The sequence below is a fragment of the Paraburkholderia ginsengiterrae genome, assembly GCF_001645125.1.
Lineage (GTDB): Bacteria > Pseudomonadota > Gammaproteobacteria > Burkholderiales > Burkholderiaceae > Paraburkholderia > Paraburkholderia ginsengiterrae.
This window is the reverse complement of record NZ_LXKA01000382.1, coordinates 87,427-100,769: the sequence shown is the minus strand read 5'-3', so window position 1 is coordinate 100,769 and position 13,343 is coordinate 87,427. Positions and strand designations below refer to the sequence as shown.

The following is a 13,343-nucleotide window of genomic DNA, read 5'->3' as shown; positions in this document are numbered from 1 at the left end:
GCTAGCCGTACTATGTCGCATTTCGAGGTTTTCGATGTAATAAACGCCTGAAATCGCTCCTCGAATTCTCGTAGTACGGAACCGCGTCTAACGCTCGTTCAACCGTTCTACTGGTTGATTCCCGATGGACTTGCTCATGGCGCCATCTCCCCTTCGATCAGGTACGAGCCATGCTCAATTTCGGGTATCTGATGGAGGTACACGATGAAACCTATGATGAAACCAACGCGTTCGATTCTGATGACGCTCGTGGCAGGCACTGCACTCGCCATGGCGGGCTCGGCGTTCGCGCAAGTCTACGTCGCGCCGCCACCGCCGCAACCGAGGTACGAAGGGCCGGCTCCCGCCCATGGCGTGACGATCGCGCTCGGCTGGCACGGCGAGCGCTACTGGGACGGCCACCGTTATTGGGAGCGCGATGAATGGATGCACCGCCATCCGCATGATCGTTACTCGCAGCGCGACCGCGATCACGACCACGAACATCACGAATACTGACAACCCGCGTTAAGCGATGTGGCGCTCCCGCGTGGCAAACACGCGGGAGCGCAATTCACGGCCTCAAGGCGAAAAGGCGCGCCCTCTGCGGGTTGCCCGTCAGGCGGTCTTGTCTGAAGCGGCAGGGAACGGCAACGACTGGATCCGCCTGCCGGTGGCCGCGAAGATCGCGTTCGCCACCGCCGGCCCGACCGGCGCGACACCCGGTTCGCCGACACCCGTCGGCGCTTCGCCCGACGGCACGATATGCACTTCGACCTTGGGCATCTCGGCAATCCGCAGCACCTGGTAGCTGTCGAAGTTGTTCTGCTCGACCTTGCCGTCCTTCAGCGTGATCGCGCTGTGCAACGCCGCGCCGAGACCGAAGCCGATACCGCCTTCCATCTGCGCGGCGATGACGTCGGGATTGATCGGCGTGCCGCAATCCACCGCACAGACAACGCGCTCCACCTTCACATTGCCGTCCTTGTCGACGGAGACTTCCGCCACCTGCGCCACGAACGTCTGGAACGCCTCGGCCACCGCGATGCCACGCCCGCGCCCTTTCGGAAGCGGCTTGGCCGGATCCCAGCCCGCTTTCTGCGCGGCGAGTTCGAGCACGGCCCGCATGCGCGGCTCGTGCGCGAGCAGATCGCGGCGGAACTCGAACGGGTCCTTGCCCGCAGCGTGCGCGGCTTCGTCCATGAACGCCTCGACCGCGAACGCCGTGTGCGAGCTGCCGACCACCCGCCACCACAACACGGGCACGCCGGTCTGCGTGGTCGTCAATTCGACCGAGATGTTCGGAATCGCGTAGGCCACGTTAGCAGCCCCTTCGACAGACGTCCCGTCGATGCCGTCTTTGACCATCATGCTGGCGAACGGCGTGCCGGCGAGGATCGACTGGCCAACGATGCGATGCCGCCAGCCGACCAGCTTGCCGTCGGCGGTGAGGCCCGCATCGAGCTTGTGAAAGTACATCGGCCGGTAGAGGCCGCCGTGGATGTCGTCCTCGCGGGTCCATTGCAGCTTGACCGGCGTGCCGTTCGCACCCAGCGCCTTCGCGATCGACACGGCCTCGACGATATAGTCCGAGCGCGTGTTCGCGCGCCGCCCGAAGCTGCCGCCCGCGTACAGCGTGTGAATCTTCACCTGCTGCGGATCGAGCCCCGCCGTGTGCGCGGCGTTGCCCTGGTCGATGGTCTGGAACTGGTCGCCGGCCCAGATCTCACAGCTGTCGGCGGTGAGTTTGACGACGGCGTCGAGCGGCTCCATGGGGGCGTGAGCGAGATACGGGAACGTGTAGGTGGCCGAGATTTTCTTCGCCGCGCCCGCAAGCGCCTGTGTCGCATCGCCTTCCTTGCGGGCGGATGCGCCGGGCCGCTCGGCGAGCTGCCGGTATTCGGCCATGATCGCGTCCGAGCTGCGCTTTTCGGCATTCGTCTCGTCCCATTCGACCTTCAGCCCATCGCGGCCCTGCTTCGCCGCCCAGAAGCCCTTAGCGACCACGGCGACGCCGCCCGGCACCTGCACGACCGAGACGACGCCCGGCACGGCTTTCGCGGCCGACGCATCGAACGACTTGACCGTCGCGCCGAACAGCGGCGGTCGCTGCAGCAGCGCGACCAGCATGCCGGTGAACGTCACGTCGAGCGTGAACTGCGCGGTGCCATCGGTTTTAGACGGCACGTCGACGCGCGGCAGCTGATGGCCGATCAAGCGAAAATCCTTCGGCGACTTGAGCGTGACCTTGTCGGGAACCGGCAAGCGTGACGCGGCCGACGCGAGCGAGCCGTACGCCGCGGTCCGGTTCGTGGCCGCGTGATGAACGCTGCCGTCGCGCGTCGTCAAGTCGGACGCGGGCACTTTCCACTGCGCAGCGGCGGCGGAGACCAGCATCGCGCGCGCTTTAGCGCCGGCTTCGCGCAATTGCGTCCACGAGTTGGCCATCGCCGAGCTGCCGCCCGTGCCCTGGATCGTGCCGAACGCTAGATTCGCGTAGCGCTTCGCATCGGCGGGCGCGCTTTCGACACGTACGTCCTGCCAGTTCGCATCCAGCTCTTCCGCGACGATCGTCGCGATGCCGGTGTAAGCGCCCTGGCCCATCTCGACGTGCTTCGCGATAACCGTGACGGTGTTGTCCGGCGCAACGCGCAGGAACGCATTCGGCGCGAACGTCGCGTTGGGCAGATTGGCGGCGAGCGCGCGGCGGCCCATGCCCGCCCATTCGAAGCCGATGGTGAGACCCACTGCCGCGGCGGCGCCGGCGGCTTTCAGGAAGGTCCGGCGTGACGGGCGCACCGCGTCCTTGAGATCGAGATCGGTCGTCATGGTCAGGCCTTCAGCGTGGCAGCGGCTTCGTGAATGGCCGCGCGAATGCGGGTGTAGGTCGCACAGCGGCAGATATTGCCGTTCATCGCGGCGTCGATGTCGGCGTCGGTGGGCGTGGCGTTATGTTCGAGCAAGGCTGTCGCGGACATGATCTGCCCGGACTGACAGTACCCGCACTGCGGCACCTGCAGTTTGACCCATGCGGCCTGAATGGCTTTCGCGGGCCGGCTTTCAATACCTTCGATGGTCGTGATTTGCTTGCCGGCGACCGCGGCGAGCGGCAGCACACACGAGCGGGTGGCTTCGCCTTCCAGATGAACCGTGCAGGCGCCGCATTGCGCCATGCCGCAGCCGAACTTGGTGCCGTGCAGGCCCGCGTTCTCGCGGATGGCCCACAGAAGCGGCATGGTGGGATCGGCATCGACCGTAACGTTCTTGCCGTTCAGGACAAACGATGTAGACATGAAACCTCTCCGTAGGGAAAGCCCGGACGTGAATCCGGGTGTAGGCGGCAGTGTGACCGAGCGCCGGCTGTTGTGATTACACAATCCTGCAAAAATATTGAACAATGCTGCAAATTCACCAGGCCGGCCATGCTTGCCCCGCAGCGGTTGGGTATGCTCGATTCCATCCCCGGATTGCCATGCACATGAAACAGCTCCCCTCCCAGCTCGATCCTTCGGTAGCGCGCGAAGCGGCACGGTGCGAACTTGCCGCGCTCATCAGCCGCTTCGCGCCGACTGACGGCGCGCATCAAACGGCGATCCCGTCGCTGACGTTCTATCGCTACTCGCAGCCCGTGGATCTCGGCTGCGGCGTGTCGAGCGCCGCCTTCGTGTTCGCGGCGCAGGGCGCCAAGCGGGTCATGGTTGCGGGGCAGGCGTACGTTTACGATCACAAGCATTGCCTCGTGACATCCGTCGATCTGCCGGTGATGTCGCAAGTGACGCGGGCGTCTCCCGACGCGCCGTATCTGTGTGTGAAGCTCTCGCTCGATCCGCAGCGAATCGTCGAACTGGCAACGCAGCTGCGCCTGCCCGAACCGGATGCCGCATCGGCGGGAGAAGGCATTACCGTGGGCACGCTGTCGGCGTCGGTTTTCGACGCCGCACTACGGCTCGTAAGATTGCTCGATACTCCGGGTGACATTCCCATCCTCGCACCGCTCATCGAAAAGGAATTGCTGTATCGCCTGATGACGAGCGAGCAGGGAAAACGGTTGCGGCACGTCGCGGTGAACGGCAGCCAGACATACCGGATCGCGCGGGCGATCGAGTGGATCCAGACGCATTACACGGAGCTTTTGCGGGTGGAGACGCTGGCGCAGGCGGTGAATATGAGCGTGTCGTCGCTCCATCATCACTTCAAGAATGTGACGACGCTGACTCCGCTTCAGTATCAGAAGCAACTGCGGCTGCACGAGGCGCGCAGATTGCTGCTGCGGCATACCGCAGATGTCGGGTCGGTGGCGATCCGGGTGGGGTATGACAGCCCTTCGCAGTTCAGCCGCGAATATAGCCGGCTCTTCGGCGCGCCGCCGCTTCGCGACGTCTCGCAGTTGAGACGTCGCGGCGGGGTGGGGTTTGAGGAGTAAGGGGAGGAACCTGGCGGCAAGGACTCAACGATACAGAGTCCGGCCAAGGCTTATTTGCCCCAAGGCGATTGAGAAAAACGGCCTTCCGATTGAGCAAACGGTTAAGGTCGTCCAGCTAGACAGCAACGTCGGCAGGATCAAACAACGGCGCGCTTGCGAACTACGTTTAGCGCAACCACTAGGCACAGCACAAGCAGCACCGCAACGTACGACGCGACCGCCGGCCACGCTCCGTGCTGCCAGAACGAGCCTCCCAGAGACCCGAGCACGCTGGAGCCGACGTAGTACGCGAGCAGATAGAGCGAAGCCGCATGACCTTTCGCCGGGCCTGCCAGGTGCCCAACCCATCCGCTCGCCACCGAGTGGGTCACGAAAAAACCGATGGTGACGAGCACGATACCGACGATAACCAAAGTTAGCGAGAGCGAAAGCGTCAATGCGAGGCCGACTGCGAACAGCAGGAGACCACTCACGAGAACAGGTGCTCGCCCGAGCTTGTCCGCAAGCGCCCCCGCAGTCGACGACGACACCATACCGAACAGATAGGCCCCAAAGATCAGACCGCATGCCGTCGAGCTCAGATTGAACGGCGGCGCTGTCAGCCGAAATCCGGCGTAGTTGTACACCGTGACGAACGCACCCATGACGAGAAAGCCAATTGCAAAAACGGAAGGCAAACGGTTGTGCAGCAACTGCGCTTTCCACATCTGCAGATGGTGCCGAAGCGTCAAGTCGGTGCGCTTGATGAAGCGCCGCGATGTCGGCAGCAGCATCACGAATGCGATGGCAGCAAGGAGGTCGATCACGCCGATCGTCAGCATCGCCGTGCGCCATGAGAACCACTCTTCCAGAGCGCTCATTCCGATTCGGCCGACCATGCCCCCAAAGGCCGTCCCACCGACATAGAGCCCCATCGAAAACCCCAGCCCTTCCGTTGCGATTTCCTCGGCAAGGTACGCCATGGCAACGGCAGGCACGCCGCCGAGCGAAAACCCTTCAAACGCACGCCACACCAGCATGACGTCCCAACTCGACGCACCGGCGGCCAGCATGTTGAAGAGCGCCGCGCAGGTCATTGACGCAAACATGAGTCCGCGCCGCCCTACACGCTCAGAGAGTGCCCCCGCACACAGAATGGATACCGCCAGAAACCCGGTCGACAAAGACAGTGAAAGCGAACTGGCTGCCGCGCCAATATGAAACTCCCGCGTGAAAGCTGGCAGCAACGGCTGCACACAGTAAAGCAGCGAGAAGGTCGCGAAGCCGGCAAGAAAGAGCGCGAATGCGATACGCCGGTAAACGGCGGAGCCGGGGGACACGCCAGATGGAAGCGTCGCTTTCGCGTCAGGCCGCTCGAGCGTGGCTGACTGGCAGACGGAAGACATGGTCGTACTCGATTCAATGATGGAACTGACTTCATTCTTGCCAATCTTCGTCCATATGTCCAATATATGAAACCAACGCGAGCGATATGTTTTAGCACTGGCTTACTGTCGGCTGATGCCGTCGCCCCCTAAAAGGAACGAGGATATGGAACTCCGGCATCTGCGCTATTTCCTGGCTGTGGCCGACGCAGCAAACTTCACGAAGGCCGCCGATGTGCTCGGCATTGGCCAGCCGCCGCTTAGCCAGCAGGTGAAGGCGCTGGAAAGGGAACTCGACGTCGAGCTGTTCAAACGTACCGCGCGGGGCGCTGAGCTCACCGTGGCAGGACAGGTGTTCGCGGATGAAGCTCGCCGCGTTTTGGCCGACGCAGAGCGCGCATCACGTGCGGCAAAACGTGCGGCGCGCGGCGAGACCGGGCACTTGCGGGTGGGATTCACCGGTACGGCGGCCTTCAACGAACATGTGTCGGCGCTGATTCGCAAATTCCGGGGAGCTTACCCCGATGCCGAATTGACGTTGTACGAAGCGACCTCAGGCGTCCTCCTGGACGATCTCGAAGCGGGGCAGCTCGATGTCGCCATCGTTCGGCCAAAACGCCGCGTCGCCGAGACCGTGCAGCAGCAGGACTGGCGCGATGAGCCGATGCTGGTGGCGTTGCCCACCGCTCATCCGCTCGCACCCAGGAAGCGGATTGCGTTATCGGAGCTTGCCGATGAGCCCTTCGTGCAAGTGCCGCGAGAAGCGGGTAGCGGGCTCTTCGACGACATCGTCGCCGCCTGTGCGGCAGCCGGTTTCGAACCGGAAATGGCGCAACCCGCTCCGCAGATCGCATCGACACTTACCCTCGTAGCGGCAGGCATGGGTATATCTATCGTCCCGGAAGCCATCACGCAGGTGCGTGTTGCCGGGGTCGTGTATCGGCAGCTGGTGGCGCGCGGGCTGCGCGCCAAGCTCGCTTTGGCCTCCCGACGTGACGATCCTTCAGCTGTGGTGCGCAACTTTCTGGCACTCGTCTGATTTCCGTTCAGGAGAACTTCGTCACATATGTTGGCTACCCCACGCAACGATTCGCAGGCATCGGCCACACTTCCTGCGCGGCCACCCCGCCGATGACGCCGATCCTCGAACTCCTGTATCGCCGCACTACATCCGCCGCCACGTCTGCAAAGTGCCTGTAGCGTGTCTTCGCGCGCTGGCGTTCCAAGTATTTCAAATCGGATACCTAATCATTTTCACCTCCATGCTTTGGAGTGTTGATCAATAGCTTTGCATTCGCAATGTCTCAAATGTGAGGCATTCGATCCAAATCAGCGAATTGACCTTCTCTTGTGCGCAGTCGATTGGCGCACTCTCACATTGACGGGTGGCGGCTCGGATGCTCGGCTTGTACGCGACAAGGCTGGAACAAATAGTGGCGGCAAGCTCAACGACGAGAGACACGGCAAAGTGAGCAAGCCAAGTCTGCACCGACCATTACGGCAAGGCGAACGACGTTGCAGATCTGAACCATATTTGGTCGGTTCTCATCAAATAACGCCATTCGCCGATGTTGGCTTCTGCGCGAAGCCTTGATTTTTCGATGCTGGCATAGTCCGTGCATCGCAGATGGTCACGCGAGAGAGACGGGCATCGATGAATGGGGCTGCTCATAGGAACAAGACCCCATCCAAAAACATGATCGACGGGGAATCCGATGAGAACATTTGCGTGCAGGAGCGCGACCAATACCGCACCGACGGAGACATCACAGCATTTCTCCGGCCCTTCGTGGCACCACGACCATCATCAATCAAATACATATCCATCTCAGCGGACCGCCGGGCGGCGATCCGTGTCCGGAATCAGGATTGGTGCGCGACGTCAATCCGGGACAGCGGTTGTCGAGTTCGGCCTCGTCTTGCCCCTGCTTCTTTTACTGCTCTTCGGAATCATCGAATTCAGCGTCATGCTCTATGACAAGGCAGTCATCACCAATGCCAGCCGTGAAGCAACGAGACAGGGTGTTGTGTACAGCATGCCGTATCCGGCTTCCTCTGCGATTGTGAGTACTGCCACGAACAATCTGGCGAAGAACCTGATTACGTTCGGTGGAAGCGGGACTCCGTCCGCTACCGTTAGCCCGACGACAGGATGCACGGGCACCGGCACGCCACTCACCGTGACGGTGAGTTATCCGTTCACTGGCCTGGCGATAGGCAGCGGAGTTGTTGAGGGTACCCAACTCAACCCGCTCGCCAGTTTCGCCAAGAATGCGCTCACCCTGACTGCGTCCACGACAATGAATTGCGAGTGATCCTTGCCTTTGCATCGCATGCGAATCCATAAAGCAAGGAAGAAAAAATGAACGCGAATCCTCACACTCAAGCCCTTCGCCGCCAGGCGCGGAAACATCAACACGGTGTGGTTGCGATCCAGGTGGCGCTGTTTCTTGTCGTCCTGCTCGGCTTTGCGGCGCTCGCAATCGACATTGGACGCGCTCTGGTTGTCCGCAATGAATTGCAGAACGCTGCCGACGCCGCTGCACTTGCCGGTGTTAACCAACTTACCGGCCTGGTCGCCGCACCCGGAACGGCCGCACCCGCTGGCAAGTGGAATTCAGCGGACAGCGCAGCACAATCGACTGTAGGCACTACCATCACAGGCAATTATGCGAATGGCGCAGCCCTGAAAACTGCGCAACAGATTCAAGTGGGATACTGGAACGTGCAGGGATCACCGGCTGGCATGCAAGCGACGACCATCACACCCGGACAATACGACTTTCCCGCTGTCCAGGTGACCGTGAGCCTTGCGGATACGCACAACGGTGGACCTTTGAAGCTCCTATTGGCACCCGTGATTGGGATATCGTCGATGCCAATCAGCGCGACAGCGACCGCAGCCGTCGCCACGCCCGGGTCCACTGCAAGCGCAAATAATCTGTTCCCTCTCGCCATATCGCAGTGCCTTTATAAACAGTTCTGGAATACCGCTAGTAACTCACCGGATTTGTCACCCACTTCGGGAGTCAACAGCACATACTCCGACTACCCCCAAACAGCGGGGCAGCCGTATGTCTTCCAGATTCAATCGGTCTACCACACCTCCACCAATAGCAGTTGCCAAGGCGGAGAATGGACGCCGCTGTCTGCGCCAAAAGATAACAGCGATAAAAACAACCAGGATGTCATCACGAACATAACCAATGGGGTGTCGAGTGGTGCCCCTTCCGTGACCACCGGACAACAGATATGGGTTGAGAATGGCACGAAGAGCAATCTTTTCGGCCTTACGGATGCATGTAGTGATCTGAACGGCAACGGCGCGTGTGCCTACGTGATGGTGCCCGTCGTGACCGACGTAACCCCAGGCACCGACCAGACCGTTCAGGCATTTGCCTGCCTGCATATACTTAAGTCGCCCGGAAAGGGCTCCAATGCCGACGTCTACGTGCAGATGGAGAGTCTCTCCACTATGCCGTCGTCCCAGCAATCCAAATGCACTGTTACCGGTTCGGGCGGCGGAAGCACATACTATGGCGGCTATATGCCACCCAAATTAGTTCAGTGACGTGAGGGTGAAAGACCGAGGGTGATCTGATGGGGCATGGCGGTGTGTCTCCGCGGCTTTCCGGTGCCGTCTGCTCTTCCGCTGTCAGTGAGCGACGCGATCCGTTCGTGCCAGGTAATGCTCCAGCTTGTGCAGGCCGATGGTCAGCGCGAACGTCATCAGCCAGTACGCTGCGGCGATGGCGAGGTAAGGCTCCCAGTAGCGGCCATAAGCGCCGGCTACGGTGCGCGCGGCGTAGGCCATCTCACCGAGCCCGATCGCCGAGACCAACGACGTGTCCTTGAGCAGCGCAATCATGTTGTTGCCGAGCGGCGGCAGCATGCGCCGGAACGCTTGCGGGATCACCACATAACGCATCATCTGTGCATGCGTCATGCCCAGCGACAGGCCCGCCTGCTTCTGCCCGCTCGCAATCGACTGGATGCCGGCGCGAAACACTTCCGAGATATACGCGCTGGAGTTCAGCGTCAGCGCCACCACGCCCGAGATCAGCGCTCCGTGCTCCTGCTTCAGTGTGCGAGCCAGGTCACCGCTGATCAAAAGCCCGTTCACCGGATGGATGAACACCGGCATCACCGCAAAATGAATCAGCAAAATCTGCACGAACAACGGTGTGCCGCGAAAAAAGCTCACATAGGCGGTCGACGGCCAGCGCAGCAGGTATTGGCACACCGCACGCCACGGCTGATGTCTCGTCTCGGCAAGGCGCGCCAGCGCCAACAGCAGGCCCAGCGCGCAGCCCATCAGCACACAGACCACGGTCGTGCCGACGGTGACCAGCGCTCCTTGCCAGAACAGTTGCTTGTATTCCACCAGGATGTCCGGGCGGAACCACCCGAACCACAAGATCGGATTGCTGTCTTCCATGCTCGCTTTAAAACAACGAAAGGGCCGCAGTGCGGCCAGGGGCTTGTTTGCGCCGCGGCCCGCGCCAGGTCGCCAGTTCCTGCGCGCGCGGCCGTATCACACCATTACTGCGACTTGTAGTCCTGATTGAACCACTTCTTGTAGATCACGTTATAGCTGCCGTCGGCACGGATTGCAGCGAGACCAGCGTCGATCTTCTCCAGCAAGGCCTTGTCGCCTTTGCGCACGACGATGCCGTAGTATTCCTTGGGGAAGTTCGCGTCTTCCACAGTCTTGAGGCCGGGATTCTGCGATACCCGGTAGGCGATGACACCGTTGTCGCCGATTGCCGCATCCACGCCGCCCGAAGCCAGCTCGGAGATGATGAGCGGCGTGCTCTCAAAACGGCGGATGTTGGGATTGGTCTTGCCCACTTCACGGCTCATGACATCGTCGGCCGTGGAGCCGCTGACCACCGACACCTTCTTGCCGTCCAGATCCTTCAGCGACTTCACCGGGCTGCTCTTCGGCACGGCAATCAATTGGCGCGCATCGAAATACGGTGCCGAGAAGTCAAAACTCTGCTTGCGCTTGTCGTTGATGGTGACGCCCGAGATCACCAGGTCGACGTCGCCATTGTTGAGCGACGCAAAGATGCTGCTGAACGGCGTATTCACGACACGCAGTTTCAGGTGCTGCTGCTTCGCGATGGCATTGATGATGTCGATGTCAAAGCCGACGATCTGCTTGTCCTTGTTCTCGAACGCGAACGGTGTGTAGGTGGCACTCGATGCCACGACCAGTTCGCGGTCTTGTGCCTGCACCCCGGCAGAGCACAAAGCAAAGGCGGCCACCGAGGTGACCAGTGTGAGAATGATTTTTTTCATAGTGGCATCGCCTCGGGACAAGAAAAAGAAGGGAATCAAATGACTATCGCCAGAACGACCGAACCCCAAACGCGTTGATTCCAAAGCTGCCGCGTGTGTGCGCCGCGCCTGGATTCCGTGGCGAAGGATACAGCCTAAAAGCCTTGATTGGCAAAAATGTCAAATAGCCCGAGCCGGTCACGGACGAGCAGTATCTCGTGGGACCGGCAGAGAAGCACTGGCAACGTTTCGTTGCCTGTTTTCTTTTGATTAGTCCACGCGTTCGAGGACGCGTGCCGGGCGAACCTTGGGCGTCCGGTCGCGCAGCAGCAGAGGCATCAAACGCCGGTTGGCTGTCTGCGCCGCCCACTCGCAATACGCTGCGCTGCCGAGCACCCAGCCCTTGAGCGTCGACTGAATCAGTTTATCGACCTCGAGTTCGTCGAGGGACTGGGCGACCAGATCGCGGTAAGCCTGGTAACGCTCGGCGGGCGTATTGCCGAGCGCCCGGTAAAGGGGATGGTCCTTGATGAAGCTATCGACACGCAGCCCGATGTGATGCGTGTAGCTGGACCACGGGTAGGTTCCCGGCTCTGCCACCAGCCGGTTGCGCACCGGCGCATGATCGATGACCTGGCTCGCAAGCAGGAAATAGCGGTCGGGTTCGATCACCGTTGCGCAGTACGTGCCGCGCCACACCGTACCGCGGCGTCCGTGGCGACGGTTGAAGGTCTCGACATAGCGACGGCCGACCGCCTGCATCGCCATTGCCACGCTCGACTCGTATGAGGGCGTGACGAGTAACTGTATCGCGTCAGGCATGAGTACCCACGCGTGGACTGCCAGATCGGCGACGCGCGCTGCGTCTGCCAGGCAGGCGAGGAAGTACAGGTAGTCTCCTTCGTCCAGGAATGCGGGCCCCGTGAGCCCCTGCAAAATAACGTGCTGCGGTTGTTCTGGGACGTAGTGCCTTGCAAGCCGTGTCATGCTGAATTAACCGGAAATCCGATGTGAGAAAGCGATCCGACAGGTATCGGAACGCGTGACGGTACGTAACGAAATTCTATCGATCACGCGCGTGCGCTTGCCTCACGAATAGGCCTTTTTTCTGGCCTCTTTTCGTTGATTTGCCAGTTGCAACCAGCGTCTTTTTTATGCCACCGCTGAATAGCGGCATCGCGACCTATTTCATTGCCGGCTCGTGTGTTCGGATGCGTGCGGAGTCAATGGTAGGTCATCGTAGACGACTGCAGCTTCGTCAGCACGCCGCCTTTGAATCGATACCAGCCTTGCGAGCCTTGCATTACAACCTCATCGCCTTGCCAGAACACGCGCTTGACCGTCATGCGCTGACCCAGCCGTTGCACCAGTGGAGGATGGTGGCGAAAGTCGTACAGCACCGGCCCGGAGTCCGTCTGCACGAGCGTGCGCGCGACGCTGTCATTCCCGTCGCCGACGTCGTCGAAATGCGTGAGCGTGCTTGCGCTGAAGCGATCGAAAATTTCCTTGTCGAGCATCCCCTCAAAATTGCGGTCGACGCGCACGAACTGCAAATTACCCGCGGGTGTGAAGAGCGGACCGGACGCGTTGCTTTGCGCATGAGCGCCAGTCACGAAAGAGATGGCTGCGAATGCAGCGAGAAATAGCCGTTTCATGGTTCCTTTATAACGGTGTCGCCCTCGTCCGACCCCGTCTGCGTCTTCTCCACACGTTCAACCTGCACGCGCATCGACCGCGCGTCCGGCAAACCCAGGGCCTCAGCCGCCGCGTAAGAGAGATCGATGATCCGGCCTTTGACGTAGGGTCCGCGATCGTTGATGCGAACGACAACCGACTTTCCAGTAGCCAGCGACCGGACGCGCACATAGGTACCGACCGGCAAGGTCCGATGAGCGGCAGTCAGGGCGCCGCTATCGTAGCGCTCTCCGTTTGCGGTGAGATGCCCCTGGAACGTTGCCGCATACCATGACGCCTCGCCGGATTGCGACGTCGCATGCTCGTGCCGGGGGCGACAGGAATCCGGTCCGCACGCAGCCTGCCTGGACGGAATCTGGCCGCAGGCAGCGAACAACGCGCAGATGACCAAGACTCCAAAATAGCGAAGAGATTGCACCATAGACCACCCGTCAGTCAGTGAGACATTGTATTAAAAGTCTCCAAAGGTCCCACCGACGGCATGTCCGGGCTATTTGATACCTTGACGGTATTTTAGGCGACACGCGGCGCCTCTGAGGCTCAGGCCCTCATTTTCTTGCCAGGGGCGACAAGTTGATGCCCGGGTGCGTTGCGGCGGG

General features: G+C 61.0%; 13 protein-coding genes. 5 read left to right on the top strand and 8 right to left on the bottom strand.

Annotated elements, in window-relative coordinates; genetic code table 11:
• Positions 1-204: 204 nt before the first annotated feature.
• Positions 205-498: a hypothetical protein gene (locus A6V37_RS36725; RefSeq protein ID WP_064265130.1), complete on the top strand. Its 294-nt coding sequence runs from the start codon at positions 205-207 to the stop codon at positions 496-498.
• 99 nt (positions 499-597) lie between these two features.
• Here A6V37_RS36725 and A6V37_RS36720 read toward each other — a convergent pair whose 3' ends face one another.
• A complete protein-coding gene (locus A6V37_RS36720) occupies positions 598-2,808 on the bottom strand; it encodes a xanthine dehydrogenase family protein molybdopterin-binding subunit (RefSeq protein ID WP_064286888.1) in 2,211 nt (736 codons plus the stop codon).
• Positions 2,809-2,810: 2 nt separating this feature from the next.
• Positions 2,811-3,272 carry a (2Fe-2S)-binding protein gene (locus tag A6V37_RS36715; RefSeq protein WP_064265128.1) on the bottom strand — a complete coding sequence of 154 codons (462 nt, stop codon included), beginning with the start codon at positions 3,270-3,272 and terminating at the stop codon, positions 2,811-2,813.
• A 185-nt stretch (positions 3,273-3,457) separates the two neighbouring features.
• Here A6V37_RS36715 and A6V37_RS36710 point away from each other — a divergent pair, with 185 nt between their 5' ends.
• Positions 3,458-4,402, top strand: a complete 945-nt coding sequence (locus tag A6V37_RS36710; protein WP_064265248.1) for an AraC family transcriptional regulator — start codon at positions 3,458-3,460, stop codon at positions 4,400-4,402.
• A 137-nt stretch (positions 4,403-4,539) separates the two neighbouring features.
• Here A6V37_RS36710 and A6V37_RS36705 read toward each other — a convergent pair whose 3' ends face one another.
• Entirely contained in the window at positions 4,540-5,787 is a 1,248-nt protein-coding gene (locus A6V37_RS36705) for an MFS transporter (protein WP_064265127.1), read from the bottom strand.
• A 145-nt stretch (positions 5,788-5,932) separates the two neighbouring features.
• Here A6V37_RS36705 and A6V37_RS36700 point away from each other — a divergent pair, with 145 nt between their 5' ends.
• From A6V37_RS36700 to A6V37_RS36690, 3 genes are all read left to right on the top strand, one after another.
• The gene (locus A6V37_RS36700; RefSeq protein ID WP_064265126.1) at positions 5,933-6,805 is read left to right on the top strand and encodes a LysR family transcriptional regulator; all 873 of its coding nucleotides are present in this window, start codon (positions 5,933-5,935) and stop codon (positions 6,803-6,805) included.
• Positions 6,806-7,619: 814 nt separating this feature from the next.
• The gene (locus A6V37_RS36695) at positions 7,620-8,081 is read left to right on the top strand and encodes a TadE/TadG family type IV pilus assembly protein (RefSeq protein WP_064265125.1); all 462 of its coding nucleotides are present in this window, start codon (positions 7,620-7,622) and stop codon (positions 8,079-8,081) included.
• Between the two features lie 47 nt (positions 8,082-8,128).
• Positions 8,129-9,337, top strand: a complete 1,209-nt coding sequence (locus tag A6V37_RS36690) for a TadG family pilus assembly protein (RefSeq protein ID WP_064265124.1) — start codon at positions 8,129-8,131, stop codon at positions 9,335-9,337.
• Positions 9,338-9,421: 84 nt separating this feature from the next.
• Here A6V37_RS36690 and A6V37_RS36685 read toward each other — a convergent pair whose 3' ends face one another.
• The 5 genes from A6V37_RS36685 to A6V37_RS36665 form a co-directional block, all read right to left on the bottom strand.
• Complete coding sequence (locus A6V37_RS36685) at positions 9,422-10,204, bottom strand: amino acid ABC transporter permease (RefSeq protein ID WP_064265123.1); 783 nt, start codon at positions 10,202-10,204, stop codon at positions 9,422-9,424.
• 104 nt (positions 10,205-10,308) lie between these two features.
• Positions 10,309-11,070 (bottom strand): basic amino acid ABC transporter substrate-binding protein, encoded by a 762-nt coding sequence (locus tag A6V37_RS36680; protein WP_064265122.1) that lies wholly within the window; start codon positions 11,068-11,070, stop codon positions 10,309-10,311.
• Between the two features lie 249 nt (positions 11,071-11,319).
• A complete protein-coding gene (locus A6V37_RS36675; protein ID WP_064265121.1) occupies positions 11,320-12,036 on the bottom strand; it encodes a transposase in 717 nt (238 codons plus the stop codon).
• A 236-nt stretch (positions 12,037-12,272) separates the two neighbouring features.
• The gene (locus A6V37_RS36670) at positions 12,273-12,704 is read right to left on the bottom strand and encodes a hypothetical protein (protein ID WP_064265120.1); all 432 of its coding nucleotides are present in this window, start codon (positions 12,702-12,704) and stop codon (positions 12,273-12,275) included.
• A complete protein-coding gene (locus A6V37_RS36665) occupies positions 12,701-13,165 on the bottom strand; it encodes a septal ring lytic transglycosylase RlpA family protein (protein ID WP_242665698.1) in 465 nt (154 codons plus the stop codon). Before A6V37_RS36665 ends, A6V37_RS36670 begins: the two co-directional genes overlap by 4 nt.
• Positions 13,166-13,343: the final 178 nt, after the last annotated feature.